Source organism: Streptomyces sp. NBC_01264, from assembly GCF_026340675.1.
In the GTDB taxonomy this organism is placed as follows: domain Bacteria; phylum Actinomycetota; class Actinomycetes; order Streptomycetales; family Streptomycetaceae; genus Streptomyces.
This window is the reverse complement of sequence record NZ_JAPEOX010000001.1, coordinates 4,818,631-4,836,280: the sequence shown is the minus strand read 5'-3', so window position 1 is coordinate 4,836,280 and position 17,650 is coordinate 4,818,631. Positions and strand designations below refer to the sequence as shown.

The window sequence follows — 17,650 nt, the reverse complement described above, 5'->3', positions numbered from 1 at the left end:
GTACCCGCCGCAGAGGGTGGGGGCATGAGTATCCAGCCCGTACAGGCCTTCGAACCTCCTTATGTCATGAGCGTGTTCACCAGTGTCCGGACCGCCGAGAGCAGCGGATACCCCGAGACGCTCGACCGGATGAGCGAGCTCGTCAGCGGCAATCCGGGTTTCCTCGGCTACGAGTCCGCGCGCACCCCCGGCGGGCTCGGCATCACCGTCGCGTACTTCCGCGACCACGAGTCCATGGCCCTCTGGCGCAAGGACATGGAGCACCAGGCGGCGATGAAGCAGGGCCGCGCCGACTGGTACGAGAGCTACACGCTGCACGTCGCGACGGTCGAGCGGAGCCACGGCTTTGTCCGCGAAGACGGCTGAGGCCGTCCGGGCGTTCCGGGAACGGCTCGGGGTGCCCGGGCTGGTCGACGTACACACGCACTTCATGCCGGAGCGCGTGCTGGACAAGGTGTGGGACTACTTCGACGCGGTCGGCCCGCTGACCGGAGTTGAGTGGCCCATCACCTACCGGCACGAGGAGGAGCAGCGGGTCGCGCTGCTCCGGGAATTCGGGGTCCGGGCCTTCACCGCCATGCTGTACCCGCACAAGCCCGCCATGGCCGCCTGGCTCAACTCCTGGTCCGCGGACTTCGCCGCGCGCACCCCCGACTGCCTGCACACCGCGACCTTCTTCCCGGAGGACGGGGTGCGGGAGTACGTCGGCCAGGCCGTCGCCGCGGGGGCCCGGGTCTTCAAGGCGCACCTCCAGGTGGGCGGGTACGACCCGACCGACGACCGCCTCGACCCGGTGTGGGGGCTCCTCGCCGAGGCGGGGATCCCGACGGTCGTGCACTGCGGTTCGGGGCCCGTCCCGGGCAAGCACACCGGACCCGAGCCGATCGCCCGGCTGCTGGCCCGTCACCCCGGGCTGCCGCTGATCGTCGCGCACATGGGAATGCCGGAGTACGCGGACTTCCTCGACCTCGCCGACCGGTACTCCGAAGTCCGCCTCGACACCACCATGGCCTTCACCGACTTCTCGGAGCAGTTCAGCGGCTTCCCGCCGCAGGACCGGGGCAGGCTCGCCGATCTGGGCGACCGGATCCTGCTGGGCACCGACTTCCCGAACATCCCCTACCCCTACGAGCACCAGCTCGAGGCCCTGGAACGCCTCGGCCTCGGCGACGACTGGCTGCGCGCCGTCTGCCACGACAACGCGGCCCGGCTCTTCCACCTGGGCTGAGGGGCGGGAGGGGTTTCTCAGGGAATTCACAGCTTCAGGCAAGAGCGCTCTCACGGGCGGCGGCCAGCGTGTACGCATGACTGCGACGACCACATCCCACGCGTCCACGTCCACCGGCAACCACACGGCCCTCGTCCGGCCCGACGGCAGCCCCTGCCGGGTCCTCGTCGTGGACGACGAGGCCGCCCTGTCCGAGCTGCTCTCCATGGCCCTGCGCTACGAGGGCTGCGAGGTCCGCAGCGCGGGCGACGGCGCGGGCGCGGTGCGCGCGGCACGGGCGTTCCGGCCCGATGTCGTCCTGCTCGACATCATGCTCCCCGACATGGACGGGCTGGCCGTCCTGGGCCGCCTGCGGCGGGAGCTCCCGCAGGTCCCGGTGCTGTTCCTGACCGCGAAGGACTCGGTGGAGGACCGCATCGCGGGTCTGACGGCGGGCGGCGACGACTACGTCACCAAGCCGTTCAGCCTGGAGGAGGTCGTCGCCCGGCTGCGCGGCCTGGTCCGGCGCTCGGGAGCGGCGCAGGCCGCGCGCGGCGGGTCGGTGCTGCAGGTCGGCGACCTGCAGCTCGACGAGGACAGCCACGAGGTGACCCGGGGCGGTCAGGACGTCCACCTGACCGCGACCGAGTTCGAGCTGCTGCGCTACCTGATGCGCAACCCGCGCCGGGTGCTGAGCAAGGCGCAGATCCTGGACCGCGTGTGGTCGTACGACTTCGGCGGCCAGGCCAACGTCGTCGAGCTGTACATCTCCTACCTGCGGCGCAAGCTGGAGGGCGGAACCGGCCTCCCGCCGATGATCCACACCCGTCGCGGCGCCGGCTACCTGATCAAGCCGGCCGACTAGTGGCGGCCGGCGAGCCCCGGCGCACCCGCCGTCCGCGCCGGCCGGGTCGCCCGGCGCGTCCCCCCGGCCCCCGCCGCCCCCGGCGGAGTCGGCGGCCCTGGTCGCTGCGGACCCGGCTCGTCGTCTCGGCGGTGGCCCTCATCGCCGTCGTCGGCGCGGCCATCAGCACCGTCACCACCGTCGCTCTGCGCTCGTACCTGGTCGACAAGGTCGACGAACAGCTGCGCTTCTCCGTCGAGATGGCGAGCCGCCCGGGCGCGGGCAAGGCCCCCCGGGAGAACAACCTCGGCGTCGTCCTGGGACCCGGATCCCCGCTGGGGGCCGTCGGGGTCCGCCTCGACGCCGCGGGCAAGACCGTCGACAGCGTCCGCAGCCAGCGCAGTGCCGCCCTCGGAGGCTCCGGGGCCGGGGCCGGGGCCGGATCCGGATCCGACGGCCACCCTCCCCTCACCGCGGAGCAGGCCTCCGCCCTCGCCGGGGCCGCCCACAAGGCCGCCGACGGCCGTCCCGGGGACCCGGTCGAACTGCACCTGCCCGGCCTCGGCGGCTACCGGGTGCTGGCCGCGCCCGTCGGCAGCAACAGCAGCGTCGGCAGCACCGGCAGCAACGGCAGCATCGTGCTCGGCTTCCCGCTCAACGAGGTCGACTCCACCGTGCACACCCTGATCGCGGTGGAGGTCTTCGTCACCCTCGCCGGACTGATCGCGGCCTCCCTCGCCGGACAGGCCCTGGTCGGTGTCGCCCTGCGCCCGCTGCGCCGCGTCGCCGCCACCGCCACCCGGGTCTCCGAACTCACCCTGCACAGCGGAGAGCCCGCTCTCCACGAGCGGGTCCCCGACGCCGAGGCCGATCCCCGTACCGAGGTCGGGCAGGTCGGCGCCGCCCTCAACCGGATGCTGGGCCACGTCTCCTCGGCCCTGACCGCACGCCAGCAGAGCGAGACCCGGGTCCGCCAGTTCGTCGCCGACGCCAGCCACGAGCTGCGCACCCCGCTGGCCTCGATCCGCGGGTACGCCGAACTGACCCGCCGGGGCCGCGAGGAGCCCGGCCCCGACACCCGGCACGCCCTCGGGCGGATCGAGTCCGAAGCCACCCGGATGACCGGTCTGGTGGAGGACCTGCTGCTGCTCGCCCGGCTCGACGCGGGCCGCCCGTTGTCCACCTGCGACACGGACCTGGCCCCGCTGGTCGTGGACGCCGTCAGCGACGCCCGGGCCGCCGGCCACGACCACCACTGGCGCCTGGAACTGCCCGAGGAGCCCGCGCTGGTCCACGCCGACCCGGCGCGGATCCAGCAGGTGCTGGTGAATCTGCTGGCCAACGCCCGGACGCACACCCCGCCCGGCACCACCGTCACGGCGCATGTTTCACGTGAAACATCCCTCGTCCGGCTCCGGATCGAGGACGACGGCCCCGGCATTCCGCCCGAGCTGCTGCCCCACGTCTTCGAGCGCTTCGCCCGCGGCGACGCCTCGCGCTCCCGCTCGGCGGGCTCCACCGGCCTCGGCCTGGCCATCGTGGCCGCCGTGGTCGCGGCCCACGGCGGCCACGTCGACGTCCGCAGCGCCCCCGGCCACACCTCCTTCGAGGTCCTGCTGCCCCTGGCCCACCCCGCCGCCCCCGCTCCCGCGCAGCCGTACTCACAGACGGGCCACAGGGTCAGCACACAGCGGTGACAGCCCGGCCCGGGAGGGTCGGGGCATGCCTACCGACACCTCTCCCGGAGCGCTCCCGGTACGGGCGCCCCTCGCTCCCGTGCCGGGTGAGCCCGTCCTCGACGTGGTGATCCCGGTCTACAACGAGGAGACGGACCTCGGCCCCTGCGTGCGCAGGCTGCACGAGCACCTCACGCGGACCTTCCCGTACCCCTTCCGCATCACCATCGCCGACAACGCGAGCACCGACCGCACCCCCGAGGTCGCGGCCGCCCTCGCCGCCTCCGTGGCCGGGGTGCGCAGCACCCGGCTGGAGCAGAAGGGCCGCGGCCGGGCCCTGCGCACCGTGTGGGGGGAGTCGGACGCGCCCGTCCTGGCATACATGGACGTGGACCTCTCCACCGACCTCAACGCCCTGCTGCCGCTGGTGGCCCCGCTGATCTCCGGCCACTCCGACCTCGCCATCGGCACCCGGCTGGCCCGCTCCTCGCGGGTGGTCAGAGGAGCGAAGCGGGAGTTCATCTCCCGCGCCTACAACCTGCTGCTGCGCTCCTCGCTCTCCGCCCGCTTCAGCGACGCCCAGTGCGGCTTCAAGGCGATCCGCCGCGAGGTCGCGACCCGGCTGCTGCCGCTGGTGGAGGACTCCGGCTGGTTCTTCGACACCGAGCTGCTGGTCCTCGCCGAGCGGGCCGGCCTGCGGATCCACGAGGTCCCGGTGGACTGGGTCGACGACCCCGATTCCACCGTGCACATCGCCCGCACCGCCGCCGAGGACCTCAAGGGCGTCTGGCGGGTGGGCAGGGCGCTGGCCGTCGGCGCGCTCCCGCTGGACCGGCTCGCCCGCCCCTTCGGGGACGACCCGCGCGACCGCACCGCACTGCCCGGGGTCCCGCGCGGGCTGGCCCGCCAGCTCCTGGGCTTCTGCGCGGTCGGCGCCCTGTCCACCCTCCTCTACCTGCTCCTCTACTCCGCGGCCCGGACCGCCGCCGGCCCCCAGCTCGCCAACGCCGCCGCACTGCTGCTCTCCGCCGTCGCCAACACCGCCGCCAACCGCCGGCTCACCTTCGGCGTCCGGGGCCGGGCCCGCGCCGTGCGCCACCAGGCCCAGGGGCTCGTGGTGTTCGCCATCGGACTGGCCCTGACCAGCGGATCGCTCGCCGCCCTCGGAGCCGCCAGCACCGAGCCGGGGCACGGCACCGAGCTGGCGGTCCTGGTCACGGCCAACCTCGCCGCCACCGTGCTGCGGTTCCTGCTCTTCCGCGCCTGGGTCTTCCCCGAACGGCGCGCCACTCCCGCGAAGGACCACTCCTGATGACCACGGCAGCCCTACCGCTCCACCCGCCCTCCCCGGCCGCCCCGTCGACCGGCTCCGCCCGGGCGCACGCCGCACGGCCCGGCTGGGAACGCCCGGCCTACTTCGGGCTGCTCCTCGTCACCGCCGCCCTGCTGCTGTGGGACCTGGGTGCCTCCGGCTACGCCAACTCCTTCTACTCCGCCGCGGTCCAGGCGGGCGGCGAGAGCTGGAAGGCCTTCTTCTTCGGCTCCTCCGACGCCGGGAACTCCATCACCGTGGACAAGCCCCCGGCCGCGCTGTGGCCGATGATGCTGTCCGTCCGGCTCTTCGGGCTCGGTGCCTGGCAGATCCTCGTCCCGCAGGCCCTCATGGGCGTCGGCACGACCGCCGTCCTCCACGCGGCCGTACGCCGCCAGTTCGGCCCGGCGGCGGCCCTCATCAGCGGAGCCGCCTTCGCGCTCACGCCCGTGGCCGCGCTGATGTTCCGCTTCAACAACCCCGACGCGCTGCTGACGCTGCTCATGACCGTCACCGTCTACTGCGTGCTCCGGGCCCTGGACGGAGCCCACACCAAGTGGCTCGTCTGGGCCGGGGTCGCGGTCGGCTTCGCCTTCCTGACCAAGACCCTGCAGGCCTTCGTCATCCTGCCGCCCCTCGCGCTCCTCTACGCGGTCTGCGCGCCGACCCGGCTGCGCAGGCGCCTGGGACAGCTGCTGCTCTCCACCCTCGCCATGGTGGTGGCCGGCGGCTGGTGGGTGGCGATCGTCGAACTGTGGCCCGCCTCCTCCCGCCCGTACATCGGGGGCTCGCAGAACAACTCCTTCCTGGAACTGACCCTCGGCTACAACGGCCTCGGCCGGATCAACGGCGAAGAGACCGGAAGCGTCGGCGGCGGAGCCCGCACGGCGGCCGCCGAGGGCATGACCGGCGGCCCCGGCGGCGGTGGCGGCGGTGGCGGAATGGGCTGGGGGGAGACCGGCATCGACCGGCTGTTCTCCTCCAACATCGGCGGCCAGATCGGCTGGCTGCTGCCCGCCGCGCTGATCCTGCTCGTCGCGGGCCTCGTGGTCACCTGGCGGGCCCGCCGGGCCACCGACACCCTGGAGGGCATGGCCCGCGCGGCCTTCCTGGCCTGGGGCGGGGCGCTGCTGATCACCGCGGTGGTGTTCAGCTTCATGCAGGGCATCTTCCACGAGTACTACACCGTCGCCCTGGCCCCGTACATCGCGGCCCTGGTCGGCATGGGCGTCGCGGTCCTGTGGGAGGAGCGGGGCAGCCGGGCCGCCTCCCTCACGCTCTCGGGGACCCTCGCACTCACGTCGTACTGGGCCTTCGTGCTGCTCGGTCGCTCCGCGGAGTACGTGCCGTGGTTGCGCTGGTCGGTCCTCGCTGTCGGACTCGGCACGGCCCTGCTGCTGCCGTTCACCGCGCGGCTGGGCCGCCGCACCGCACTCGGCGTGGCGGCAGTCGGCCTGGGCGTGGCCTTGGCCGGACCCCTCGCGTACTGCCTGACCACGGTGACCACTTCGCACACGGGCTCGATCGTCACGGCGGGCCCCGCGGTCGCGGGCGGCCGCGGCGGCCCCGGCGGCGGGATGCGCGGCTTCGAGACGCCGGGCGGCGGCGCGCTGCCCGGCGGCGGAGCCGCACCACAGGGCACGCCCCCGGGCGCCGCCGCGCAGGGCGGCCAGGCCCCCGGCGGCCAGGCTCCGGGCGGCCGGGCCCCCGGCGGCAACCGCTCCACCGACGGCGGCCGGGGCACCAGGACCGGCGGCGGACCGGGCGGAGGCATGGGCGGCGGCATGGGCGGCCTGCTCGGCGGGACGCGGACCAGCGCCGAGGCCACGGCCGCGCTGCGCGCCGACGCGGACCGGTACACCTGGGCGGCGGCCGCCATCGGCTCGCAGAACGCCGCGAGTTACCAGCTCGCTTCGCAGGAGCCGGTGATGGCCCTCGGCGGCTTCAACGGCAGCGACCCCTCTCCGACCCTGGAGCAGTTCAAGGCGTACGTGAGCGCCGGGAAGATCCACTACTTCATCGGCCAGAGCGGCACGGGAGCCGACGGCGCCGCGGCGGGCGGCGAGACCGGCGGCGCCGGGACCGGCACCGCGGTCCGCGGCGGGGGCGGCCCCGGCGGGGGCGTGAGCAGCTCCATCGAGACCTGGGTGAAGGCCAACTTCAAGGCCTCCACCATCGGCGGAGCCACCTTCTACGACCTCACCGCGCCGACGTCGCAGACGTCCTGAGGCCCACCCGACCCGGTCCCACCCCCTAGCATCAAGGGGGCGGACCGGGCACTGCGGGCCGGTCCCGTGTGCGTGAGGAGGATGCCTCCATGGTCACTCCGGCCGATCCCGGTACGGCCCGGACCAGCGTCTGGCTGGCGGTACGGCAGGCCGCACCCGCCCGGCGCCGCAGTGAGGCCCCCGCCGGACTGGACCGGGAACGCATCACGGCCGCGGCGGTACGGCTGCTGGACGCCGAGGGGCTGGCCCGGTTCTCCATGAGGCGGCTCGCCGCCGGGCTCGGGGTCACCGCGATGTCCCTGTACTGGTACGTCGACACCAAGCACGATCTGCTCGAACTCGCCCTGGACAGCGCTTTGGGGGAGCTCGGTGAACGACAGGAGCCGGCCGGGCCGCCCGTGGTGGGCTGGCCCGGCCGGCTCCGTTCGCTGGCCCGGGGCTACCGCCGGCTGCTCGCGGACCACCCGTGGGTGGCTCCGCTCACCGCCGCGTACCCGAACATCGGCCCGCACGCGCAGGCCTTCGACGCCGCCCTGCACCGGGTACTGGACGCCACGGGCCTGCCGGACGCCACCCGTGCCGGGGCCCGGCTGGCCGTCTTCCAGTTCCTGCACGGCTGCGGTGGCACGGTCCGGCGGCCGCCCGAAGGGGAGTTCTGTCTGGCGCTCGACGTCCTGATCGCCGGGATCCAGGCGCACACCGCGTACACCGCGTACACCGCGCACACCGCGGACCCCGCGCCCGCAGCCCCGTAGACGGCCGCCCGGCTACTCCGCCGACGCGGCGGCCGGCTCGTGGGCCGCCGGCTTCGACCTCAGGGCGACCTCCTTGATGAACACCACCAGCACCAGCGCCAACAGCGCGGTGGGGGCGGCGTAGAGGAAGACGTCACCGACTCCGTGCCCGTACGCGGACTCGACGACCGTGCGGAACGGCTCGGGCAGCGTGGCGAGGTCGGGGATCGCGCCCCCGCCGGTTCCGCCGTGGCCCATGGCCGCCGCCTTCGGGCCGAGCGCGGCAAGGCCGTCCTGGACGTAGTGGGTGACCCGGTTGGCCATGACCGCGCCGAGTGCGGAGACGCCCATCGCGCCGCCGAGCGAGCGGAAGAAGGTGACGACCGAGCTGGCGGCGCCGAGGTCCTCGGGGGCCACCTGGTTCTGGGAGGCGAGGACCAGGTTCTGCATCATCATGCCGAGGCCGAGGCCGGTCAGCGCCATGAAGATCGCGATGTGCCAGTACGGGGTGTCGTACCGCAGGGTGCCCAGCAGGCCGAGTCCGGCCGTCAGGAGCACACCGCCGGAGACGAGCCAGGCCTTCCACTTGCCGGTGTTGGTGATCACCTGACCGGAAACGGTGGAGGAGACGAAGAGCCCGCCGATCATGGGAATCGTGAGGATTCCGGACATCGTGGGGGACTCACCGCGGGCCAACTGGAAGAACTGGCTGAAAAACACGGTGCCCGAGAACATCGCGATGCCGACGAAGAGCGAGGCGGCCGAGGCGAGGCTGATGGTCTTGTTGCGGAAGAGCCGCAGGGGAATGATCGGGTCGCTCGCCCTGGACTCGACGAGGACGAAGAGCAGGCCGAGCGCGAGCGCGCCGCCGGTCATCGCCGCGGTCTGCCAGGACATCCAGTCGTACGAGGTGCCGGCCTGCGTCACCCAGATCAGCAGGGCCGAGACGGCGCCGCTGATCAGGAAGGCGCCGAGCCAGTCGACCTTGACGTCGCGCCGGACGACGGGCAGGTGCAGGGTCCGCTGGAGCACGATCAGGGCGATGACGGCGAAGGGGATGCCGACGTAGAAGCACCAGCGCCAGCCGAGCCAGCTCGTGTCGGTGATGACCCCGCCGAGCAGCGGACCGCCGACGGTGGCGACGGCGAAGACCGCGCCGAGGTAGCCGCTGTACCGGCCGCGCTCGCGCGGGGAGATCATCGCGGCCATCACGATCTGGGCGAGGGCGGAGAGCCCGCCGACGCCGATGCCCTGGACCACGCGGCAGGCGATGAGCATGCCGGTGTTCTGGGACATGCCCGCGACCATCGAGCCGAGGACGTAGATCACCAGGGATATCTGGACGAGCAGCTTCTTGCTGAAGAGGTCGGACAGCTTGCCCCACAGCGGGGTCGCCGCCGTCATCGAGAGCAGGGCGGCCGTGACCACCCAGGTGTAGGAGGACTGGGTGCCGCCGAGGTCGCCGATGATCTGGGGCAGGGCGTTGGAGACGATCGTGGACGACAGGATCGCCACGAACATGCCGAGCATCAGCCCGGAGAGCGCCTTCATGATCTGCGGGTGGGTCATGGGCGCGCTGTCGGACGTGGTCTCCGGCCGGCCGCCTCCCCGCACACCGGTGGGTGTGGTCGTAGCCATGTGTTTCCTTCGGTCTAGCTGTCTGGAAGCGTGAAGCCCGACCGGAGCCGGGCCAGCAGGATGTTGAGGTGGTCGACGTCCGCGTCGGACCAGTCGGCCAGGGCCTTCGCCAAGGCGGTGGTGTGGCGGTCGCCGAGCTCGGTGAGGAGCGCGCGGCCGGCCGGGGTCAGGCGCAGGATCCGGCAGCGGGCGTCGACGGGGTCGGTGTCGCGGGTGATCCAGCCGCGGTCGGCGGTGTGCGCGACGTGCCGGCTGGTCACGGAGATGTCGATGGCCAGGTACTCGGAGAGGCGGCCGAGCCGCATCTCGCCGTGGCGGTCGAGCACGGTGAGCACGGCCGCCGAGCCGGGCGGGCAGTCGGAGGGCAGGAGACGGGCGAGGTCGCGCTTGACGGCGCCGATGCCGGTGAGCTGACGGGCCAGCTCGGCGTAACGCGTGGCGGGTGTCGGCGCGGCGAGAGCCACGGGAGCCACGGGAGTCACAGGAGCTGCGGGAGCCACAGGAGCTGCGTGTGCTGCGGGCGCTGTGGTCATCGGGACCCCCCTCCAAATGTCGTTGCTTCGGGCAACCATAGAAGCAGATGGTTGCTACAGGCAAATGAATCGGAGGCCCGGGCGGTAAAGGAATCGGAAAACCGGCTAGGGTCCTGCGCATGGCTGCGAATCACGACTCGAACCACAACTCACAGGCTCCCGAGGGTGACTACGACCCCGCGGGCAGCACCCAGATGTTCCGGGCGTTCGTCGAGGAGCCGGCACCGGCTCCCGCCGTCCCCGGTTCGCGCATGCAGAACCGCGCCGCGCGCAAGTCGGGCCCGGGCGCGGCTCTGTGGATCGGCGTCGGCGTCGCCGCGGTGGTCCTGATCGCCGTGGTGGCCTGGCTGGCGCTCTGACGGGCCTCAGTTCCAGGTGGCCGTGACCCGCTGGGTCTCCACGTGCATGCCCAGGGGGACGCGCCAGGCCTCGACGCAGATCCGGTAGGTCTGCGTCTTCGCCGTGCCGCCCGCGATCGGGGCGGGCAGCGGCTGGGTCGAGTTGATGGTGTTCCAGTCGACGCCCAGGGCGCCGATGATGTGCGTCGCGAAGCTGACGGTGCCGGAACGGGCAGCGGTGCCTCCGGTGTTGGTGAAGGCCACCGTGACCTGCTCGCACCAGCGTTCCGCCGTCGCGGTACGGGTCGGCGCGCCGATGCTCAGCTTCGCCGGCGTGGCCAGAGGCGGCGCCGGGGTGGACGGCCCGGGCTTCGGGGGCGGGCCGGACGGTGTCCCGGGCTTGCCGCCCGGGGCGGTCGGGAGCGTGGTGCCGGGTGCGGTGCCGGGCGGGTTCCCGGAGCCGCCGGGGGGCGTGGCCGTGCCGCCGCCCGAGGTGGAGCCGGCCGGGGGCCGCGATCCCGGGTCGCCGGGCGGTGTACCGCCGGGGGCCCCGCCCGAGGCTCCACCAGCGACCCCGCCCGAGCTGCCGCCGGGCGTGGCGCCCGGGGCGTCGGCCGGAATGTCCGCCGAGGCGCTGCCGGAGGTGCCTGCGCCGGACGCGGAGGATCCGGGAGGGCCTTGCGGGAGCGACTGGAGCTCGACCCCGGCCTTGGGTGCGACGTTCTCCCCGGCGCCCCGCTCCGGGCCGGGAGCGGCCGCGCCCACGGCCACGTAGCCCTCGCGCGCGGGGCCGCCGCAACCGGTCAGGGCGGCGGTGGCGGCCGTGACGCCCAGGACGAGGACGGCGGCCTGCCGGGATACCTTTCGCATCCCGGCAGTTTTACTGACGTGCCGTCAATTGTGAAGCGGGTGCTGAGGATTGCCCGGGCGGGCCCGAGGCGGTACTCCGGTGCCCGCGCAGGCTATTCGCCGATCAGGCCGACGCGGAGCTGCGCGAGCGTGCGCGTGAGCAGCCGGGAGACGTGCATCTGGGAGATGCCGACCTCTTCGCCGATCTGCGACTGGGTCATGTTCGCGAAGAACCGCAGCATGATGATCTGCCGTTCCCGCGGCGGGAGCTTGGCCAGCAGGGGCTTGAGCGACTCGCGGTACTCGACGCCCTCCAGTGCGGTGTCCTCGTACCCGAGGCGGTCCGCGAGCGAGCCCTCGCCGCCCTCGTCCTCGGGGGAGGGCGAGTCGAGCGAGGAGGCGGTGTACGCGTTGCCCACGGCGAGGCCGTCGACGACGTCCTCCTCCGAGACCCCGAGCACGGCCGCGAGCTCCGGCACGGTCGGCGAGCGGTCGAGCTTCTGGGCGAGCTCGTCACTGGCCTTGGTGAGGGCGAGTCGCAGCTCCTGGAGCCGGCGCGGGACGCGCACGGACCAGGAGGTGTCCCGGAAGAACCGTTTGATCTCACCGACGACCGTCGGCATGGCGAAGGTCGGGAACTCCACCCCGCGTTCGCAGTCGAACCGGTCGATCGCCTTGATCAGCCCGATCGTGCCGACCTGGACGATGTCCTCCATGGGCTCGTTGCGGCTGCGGAAGCGGGCCGCGGCGTAGCGCACTAGGGGGAGGTTCAGCTCGATCAGGGTGTCGCGCACGTACGTCCGCTCGGGACTGTCCGCATCGAGGCCGGCGAGGCGCTTGAAGAGGGAGCGGGAGAGCGTGCGGGTGTCGATCCGGGTGTCGATGGCTTCCGAGCGGTGGGACACTGCCGGCACTTCACGCTGCTTGACGAGCGTGAGCACCTGTGAGCTGCCCTGGTCTACGGACATGCCACCCCCTTGAGGTCGCGGACGGTCGCGCTTCATCTGCGCGCCCGTCGGAGGAACGCAGCCTCCACCTGAATACCGGAGGCGGGGCTGCGGCAAACGCGGTTCCAGCAGAATGTCACATGTCGGCAACACGCTGTAGCGCCATGTCGACAAGTATCTCCAGCGACAGAACACGATAGGCCTGCTCTAGGGCGGGAATCTGCCGCTCTGTCAGGAAACGCGGAGAATGATCTCCACTCGATCCGGTTAGGCCTCGATCCTGTTTGCGGATCTCAGCCGGGCGAAGCTCCGGGCGAGGAGTCGGGAGACGTGCATCTGGGAGACACCGAGCTCGGCGCTGATCTGCGACTGGGTCAGATTGTTGTAGTACCGCAGGAGGAGGATCCGCTGCTCGCGCTCGGGCAGTTGTACGAGGAGGTGGCGGACCAGGTCGCGGTGTTCCACGCCGGCCAGCTCGGGGTCCTCGTAGCCGAGGCGGTCGAGCAGGCCGGGGAGCCCGTCGCCCTCCTGGGCGGCCTCCAGGGAGGTCGCGTGGTAGCTGCGGCCGGCCTCGATGCACGAGAGCACCTCGTCCTCGCCGATGCGCAGCCGCTCGGCGATCTCGGGGGTGGTCGGGGTGCGGCCGTGCAGGGTGGTGAGGTCCTCGGTGGCGGCGTTGACCTGGACCCACAGCTCGTGGAGGCGGCGCGGGACGTGGACGGTGCGGACGTTGTCGCGGAAGTACCGCTTGATCTCGCCCACCACGGTCGGCATCGCGAAGGTCGGGAACTGCACTCCGCGCTCGGGGTCGAACCGGTCGATCGCGTTGATCAGGCCGATCGTGCCGACCTGGATCACGTCCTCCATCGGCTCGTTGCGGCTGCGGAAGCGGGCCGCCGCGTACCGGACGAGCGGGATGTTGGCCTCGATGAGGGCCCCGCGGACCCGGGAGTGCTCGCTGGTGCCCGGCTCCAGGTCCTTCAGCTGCCCGAACAGCACCTGGGTGAGGGCCCGGGTGTCGGCCCCCCGGCTCTGCGGCCTGGGGGCGACCGCAGGCTCCTCGACAGCCTCCTGCTGGGGCGGTACGTGGGCCTCCTGCGGCGGGGGCTGCGGGGAGTCCGGGTGCGCCTGGTGCGGGGCCTGGTGCGGCGCCTGCGGGGAGTCCCGGTGCGGGCCCTGGTGCGGGGCCTGGGCGCAGTCCCGGTGTGGTTCGTGCGGATGGTGGGGCTGCTCCTGTTGCGGGTCCTGCTGGGGCGGCACCTCGGGCGCAGTACTGGCCGGCACGGTCACGCCACCCCTTCACTTCACGTCATCAACTCATCCGTCAAAAGCGGTCATAGCATCACAAGACATGTGCACTGTGTGCAAGCACCGTATAACGCCGTGTTGGTAGTAAGTTGGGCATAACAGGGCATCTTGCCCCGTGTGCGGGAACGCGAAAAGCCCCCCACCCGTCGGAGTGGGGGGCCGGGAAGTCCGGAAACCGCTTCAGCGTACGGGTTCAGCGCACCAGTTCGGTCATGAACTCGCCGATCGCCGTTGCGGCATCCGAGATCCCCTGGAAGCCTATTTGCACCATATCGGCGGCTTTTTTGGGCTGAGTGATGATGACGAAGAGGACGAAGACGACAAGGGCGCCCGAGATCAGCTTCTTGGTTTCCACGTGCGCTGTCGGCCTCCCCAACCGGTCCTGCAAGGTCGGCAGAGTCTAGCCCGTCGCGTTCGAACACTCACCTGACCTTTAAGGACCAATGACCTGGCGACGCAGGCCCTTTGCCGGTGTGTCTCCGGCCCCGGAAGGCGCAGGATTGAACACAAGCCCACCGGTTCTGGCAGGAAATCGGTGAGCGAGGGACAGGACCTCACTGCGGGGTCCGAGCCGCAAGCTTCCCCCCTGACTGCGGCTTGGACTGGCAGGTTCCGTCCTCATCGGGGGAAGTGGCTTGTCCCCCCGATGCCACTTCCCCCGTCCCAACCGTTGAAGGTCCCGACTCAGGTCGGGGCCTTCTTCGCGTTCCCGGCCTCTCGGGGGGGGGGGGGGGGCTTCGCGCGCCTACTCCAGCCCGCCGGCCAGGTCGGCGATCGGCTGGACCGGGGCGATCACGGGGGCGAGGTGGTTCGGCAGCTCCATCAGCTGGTTGAGCTGGTTCAGGCCGCCGCTGACCTGTCCGCCGATCTCCTGCACCGAGGACGGGCTCGCACCCTCGGGCATGCCCTGCGGAGCCGGCAGGTCCGGGAGGGTGAGGGGGGAGATCGGGGCGGCGGAGGAGGCGGGAGCCGCGAGGCCCGCGGCGGCCCCCGCGAGGGCGATGGCGGCGAGGATGCGCTGGGTCTTGGTCATGCCGTGACAACGGCCCAGGGCGCGGGCGGTCACGCGGATGTCCCCCGGACGCCGGAAGCCGCGCACCCCAGGTGCCCCTGTACCGGGAAAACGACGAGAGCCCCGACCCTTGCGGGGCGGGGCTCTCGATCAGAGCGGTAGCGGTGGGATTTGAACCCACGGATAGCTTGCACCATCACACGCTTTCGAGGCGTGCTCCTTCGGCCGCTCGGACACGCTACCGAGAGAGAGCTTAGCCCAAGGAGACCCGTGCTCTGAAATCCATTGGTTCAGAGGTCGCGGAAGAAGTCCGTGAGCTGCCGCGCGCACTCCCCCGCGAGCACGCCCGAGATCACCTCGGGCCGGTGGTTGAGCCGGCGGTCCCGTACGAGGTCCCACAGCGACCCGGCGGCGCCCGCCTTCTCGTCGGGCGCCCCGTAGACGACCCGGGCCACGCGTGACTGCACGAGGGCGCCCGCGCACATCACGCACGGCTCCAGGGTCACCACGAGGGTGCACCCCGGGAGCCGCCATTCCCCGAGGGCGGTGGCCGCCCGGCGCAGCGCCAGTACCTCGGCGTGCGCCGTCGGGTCGCCGGTCGCCTCCCGCTCGTTGTGCCCGGAGGCGAGGAGCGTGCCGTCCGGGCCGAGCACCACGGCGCCGACCGGCACGTCGCCGGCCGGCACCGCCCGGGCGGCCTCCCGGAGCGCCAGGCGCATGGAGTCCTGCCACGGGTCCCGTACGGGATCGGGCGTGTACGGGGTGGGCCGCGGGGTGTGGTGGTGCGCGGGGATCACTAGCGGACGGCCTCCAGGACCTCGGTGGCGCCGAGGGAATCGGCGATCTCCGAGAGGGCGTCCCCGTCCAGGGTCATCAGTTGTTTGTGGCTCACCCCGAGGTCGTCGAGCAGCCGGGGGTCGCCGAGCGGGCCGGCCGGTGCGGGTTCGGCACCGGCCCGGACGTCGTCGTGGTCGTCCTCGTCCTCGTCCTCCTGGTCTCCGTCGGCGGATCCGCCGTCCGAGTAGGAGGCGATGACCTCGTCCTCGCCGTCCTCGGTGCCGTCGAGGTCCAGCTCGTCGAGTTCGTCGTCCTCCTCGTCCTTGCCGAGCAGCTCATCGGTCAGCATCGAGCCGTAGGAGCTGCGGGAGGCGGCGGCGGCGTTGGACACGAAGTAGCGCGGGTCCTCCTCGCCGTCCACCCGGACGACCCCGAACCAGGTGTCCTCCTGTTCGATGAGGGCTACCACCGTGTCGTCGTCGACAGAGGCGGAGCGGGTGAGATCGATCAGATCACTCAGAGACTCGACATCGTCGAGTTCCATGTCGCTCGCTTCCCACCCGTCTTCGGTGCGCGCGAGCAGTGCGGCGAAATACACCGTGACTCTCCCACTGGTCATAGGCGTGCCGGTTGGAGTTCCCCCCGGCCGGAGGTGGGTGGGGGGTGGAACGGCCGCCGTGCTCGCCGTTTCGTACCCCGCCCAGTCGGCATCGTGGCAGAAACGGAGCCGATGCGAGAGGTCTTCCGCGCCGTGGCGCTGGCCGCGCGTGTTGTACGGGGCCTCGTGCCGGGGCCGGGAGGGCGGCGGGGCGGGGGCCGCGCGGCGGCCGGAAGGGAGCTCGCCGGGGCCGTCGGCGGGGCTCACCAGCGGAAGGTGCGCATGCGCATCTGCTGGCGCATGCGGGCGGCGCGGGCACGCCTGGGCTGGACCCGGTCGCGCAGTTCGCGGGCCTCGTTCAGGTCGCGGAGGAACTGCGCGCGCCGGGCTCTGCGCTGCGCCGTCGTCTCCAGTGGCTCGTGATCGTCTTCGGGCATGGGTCACCGCCCCTGGCTGGTCCGGTCCGGTCCGTCCCCCCGAACCCCCACCTTCCCTCGGACCGGCCGTTTGATGCCACCTTCTGCTACGACTCCGCAGGAATTCAGTCAGATTCCGACAAACCCGACTCCTCGGCCTCCGACAGCGTCGGGACGATCGCCACCGGCCCGTGCGCGTGCTGCAGCACGGCGTTCGCGACCGAGCCGATCATCAGGGACCGGATGTGCCGGCGCGGGTGGTGGCGGCCCACCACGACAAGTGCCGCCGAGTTCGAGGTGTCGACGAGGCGCCCGGCCGCGTCCCCGGGCACCGCGGCCTGCTCGACGGGCACCGTCGGGTACTTCGCCCGGAACGGTGCGAGCCGCTCCGTCTGGGAGCGGAGCATCTCCCGCTCGGCCGGCACCGCGTTCTCGTCCTCCCCCACCAGCGCCTCCGGCGGGATCACCGCGAACGGGCTGTCGATCACCATCGTCGGCGAGGGCGGGATGCTGTACGCCGAGACCACCTGGAGGGTGGTGCCCCGCGCGGCGGCCTCGGTGAACGCGAAGTCCAGTACGTTGTCGGGCGTCTCCGCGGCGTGCAGCCCCACCACGACCCGCCCGGCCGAGGCCTGGGAGGCCGCGTCCACTCCGCGCGCCTCGTGCGCGACCACGACCACCGGGCAGGCGGCACTGGTGGCCACGGCGCGGCTGTTCGAGCCGAGCAGCAGCGCGGCGAAGCCGCCGCGGCCCCGGGAGCCCATCACCAGCATCCGGGCGCCCTCCCCGATGTCCCGCAGGGCCTCCGGGACGGAGCCCTCCAGGGACTCGTAGCGGACCTCGGAGGGCAGCTTGCCCCCGGCCGCCAGGTGGGCCCGTATGCGTCCGCTGACGGGGTCCTCGACCTCTTCGGGCTCGGTGCGGTCCTGGAGGGAGGAACGGCGTGCCGCGTACAGCTGGACGCTGTCGGACAGGACGTGGGCGACGACGAGCCCGGTGCCGTGGCGCACTGCCGCAGCCCTTGCCCACTCGAGGGCCTTGAGGCTGTGTTCGGATCCGTCTACGGCGGCGATCACCATTGCGTGGGTCATCAGTCCAGCGTGCTGGGGGTCCGGGCGGGCCGCATCTCCAGGGGTTTCCCGGGCGCGGTCGCCGCATCGGGCGCGAAGCGGTGGGCGCAGCGCGTAGCCTTTTGGGTGTGGGTCGCGCGTTTGCGGCCGTTTTCGCAGGTAG

The 17,650-nt window shown here is 72.4% G+C and carries 19 protein-coding genes and 1 tRNA gene; 8 read left to right on the top strand and 12 right to left on the bottom strand.

What is annotated here, in order from left to right; genetic code table 11:
• Nucleotides 1–24: 24 nt before the first annotated feature.
• From OG435_RS22420 to OG435_RS22390, 7 genes are all read left to right on the top strand, one after another.
• Nucleotides 25–366, top strand: coding sequence for an antibiotic biosynthesis monooxygenase family protein (locus OG435_RS22420; protein WP_266879081.1), 342 nt, complete (start codon nt 25–27; stop codon nt 364–366).
• On the top strand, nt 347–1,228 hold the full coding sequence (locus OG435_RS22415; protein WP_266879079.1) for an amidohydrolase family protein: 882 nt from the start codon (nt 347–349) through the stop codon (nt 1,226–1,228). The genes OG435_RS22420 and OG435_RS22415 overlap by 20 nt, the downstream gene beginning before the upstream one ends.
• 76 nt (nt 1,229–1,304) lie before the next feature.
• On the top strand, nt 1,305–2,072 hold the full coding sequence (locus OG435_RS22410; protein WP_266879077.1) for a response regulator transcription factor: 768 nt from the start codon (nt 1,305–1,307) through the stop codon (nt 2,070–2,072).
• A gap of 131 nt (nt 2,073–2,203) precedes the next feature.
• Nucleotides 2,204–3,748 carry a sensor histidine kinase gene (locus OG435_RS22405; RefSeq protein ID WP_430625673.1) on the top strand — a complete coding sequence of 515 codons (1,545 nt, stop codon included), beginning with the start codon at nt 2,204–2,206 and terminating at the stop codon, nt 3,746–3,748.
• Nucleotides 3,749–3,773: 25 nt separating this feature from the next.
• Nucleotides 3,774–5,039 (top strand): glycosyltransferase, encoded by a 1,266-nt coding sequence (locus OG435_RS22400; protein WP_266879075.1) that lies wholly within the window; start codon nt 3,774–3,776, stop codon nt 5,037–5,039.
• Nucleotides 5,039–7,267 (top strand): ArnT family glycosyltransferase, encoded by a 2,229-nt coding sequence (locus OG435_RS22395; protein ID WP_266879073.1) that lies wholly within the window; start codon nt 5,039–5,041, stop codon nt 7,265–7,267. The genes OG435_RS22400 and OG435_RS22395 overlap by 1 nt, the downstream gene beginning before the upstream one ends.
• 89 nt (nt 7,268–7,356) lie before the next feature.
• Entirely contained in the window at nt 7,357–8,022 is a 666-nt protein-coding gene (locus OG435_RS22390; protein ID WP_266879071.1) for a TetR/AcrR family transcriptional regulator, read from the top strand.
• 12 nt (nt 8,023–8,034) lie between these two features.
• Here OG435_RS22390 and OG435_RS22385 read toward each other — a convergent pair whose 3' ends face one another.
• Nucleotides 8,035–9,639: an MDR family MFS transporter gene (locus tag OG435_RS22385; protein ID WP_266879069.1), complete on the bottom strand. Its 1,605-nt coding sequence runs from the start codon at nt 9,637–9,639 to the stop codon at nt 8,035–8,037.
• A gap of 14 nt (nt 9,640–9,653) precedes the next feature.
• Nucleotides 9,654–10,112: a MarR family winged helix-turn-helix transcriptional regulator gene (locus OG435_RS22380; protein ID WP_266879067.1), complete on the bottom strand. Its 459-nt coding sequence runs from the start codon at nt 10,110–10,112 to the stop codon at nt 9,654–9,656.
• Nucleotides 10,113–10,291: 179 nt separating this feature from the next.
• On the opposite strand from OG435_RS22380, the gene OG435_RS22375 reads away from it, so the two are divergent.
• The gene (locus OG435_RS22375; protein WP_266879065.1) at nt 10,292–10,531 is read left to right on the top strand and encodes a hypothetical protein; all 240 of its coding nucleotides are present in this window, start codon (nt 10,292–10,294) and stop codon (nt 10,529–10,531) included.
• Nucleotides 10,532–10,537: 6 nt separating this feature from the next.
• On the opposite strand, the gene OG435_RS22370 is transcribed toward OG435_RS22375, so the two are convergent.
• The 10 genes from OG435_RS22370 to OG435_RS22325 form a co-directional block, all read right to left on the bottom strand.
• Nucleotides 10,538–11,380, bottom strand: coding sequence for a hypothetical protein (locus OG435_RS22370; protein ID WP_266879063.1), 843 nt, complete (start codon nt 11,378–11,380; stop codon nt 10,538–10,540).
• Nucleotides 11,381–11,472: 92 nt separating this feature from the next.
• Entirely contained in the window at nt 11,473–12,327 is an 855-nt protein-coding gene (locus tag OG435_RS22365) for an RNA polymerase sigma factor SigF (RefSeq protein ID WP_243341827.1), read from the bottom strand.
• A gap of 246 nt (nt 12,328–12,573) precedes the next feature.
• The gene (locus OG435_RS22360) at nt 12,574–13,590 is read right to left on the bottom strand and encodes an RNA polymerase sigma factor SigF (RefSeq protein ID WP_266879060.1); all 1,017 of its coding nucleotides are present in this window, start codon (nt 13,588–13,590) and stop codon (nt 12,574–12,576) included.
• A gap of 217 nt (nt 13,591–13,807) precedes the next feature.
• On the bottom strand, nt 13,808–13,969 hold the full coding sequence (locus tag OG435_RS22355) for a hypothetical protein (protein ID WP_214954785.1): 162 nt from the start codon (nt 13,967–13,969) through the stop codon (nt 13,808–13,810).
• A gap of 390 nt (nt 13,970–14,359) precedes the next feature.
• Nucleotides 14,360–14,680: a hypothetical protein gene (locus tag OG435_RS22350; protein WP_266879058.1), complete on the bottom strand. Its 321-nt coding sequence runs from the start codon at nt 14,678–14,680 to the stop codon at nt 14,360–14,362.
• Nucleotides 14,681–14,782: 102 nt separating this feature from the next.
• Nucleotides 14,783–14,869, bottom strand: a tRNA-Ser gene (locus OG435_RS22345).
• Nucleotides 14,870–14,916: 47 nt separating this feature from the next.
• Nucleotides 14,917–15,345 carry a tRNA adenosine(34) deaminase TadA gene (gene tadA / locus OG435_RS22340; RefSeq protein ID WP_266881986.1) on the bottom strand — a complete coding sequence of 143 codons (429 nt, stop codon included), beginning with the start codon at nt 15,343–15,345 and terminating at the stop codon, nt 14,917–14,919.
• 77 nt (nt 15,346–15,422) lie between these two features.
• The gene (locus OG435_RS22335; protein ID WP_266881984.1) at nt 15,423–16,001 is read right to left on the bottom strand and encodes a hypothetical protein; all 579 of its coding nucleotides are present in this window, start codon (nt 15,999–16,001) and stop codon (nt 15,423–15,425) included.
• A 263-nt stretch (nt 16,002–16,264) separates the two neighbouring features.
• Nucleotides 16,265–16,438, bottom strand: a complete 174-nt coding sequence (locus tag OG435_RS22330) for a hypothetical protein (RefSeq protein ID WP_266879057.1) — start codon at nt 16,436–16,438, stop codon at nt 16,265–16,267.
• 104 nt (nt 16,439–16,542) lie between these two features.
• The gene (locus tag OG435_RS22325; RefSeq protein WP_266879056.1) at nt 16,543–17,508 is read right to left on the bottom strand and encodes a universal stress protein; all 966 of its coding nucleotides are present in this window, start codon (nt 17,506–17,508) and stop codon (nt 16,543–16,545) included.
• Nucleotides 17,509–17,650: the final 142 nt, after the last annotated feature.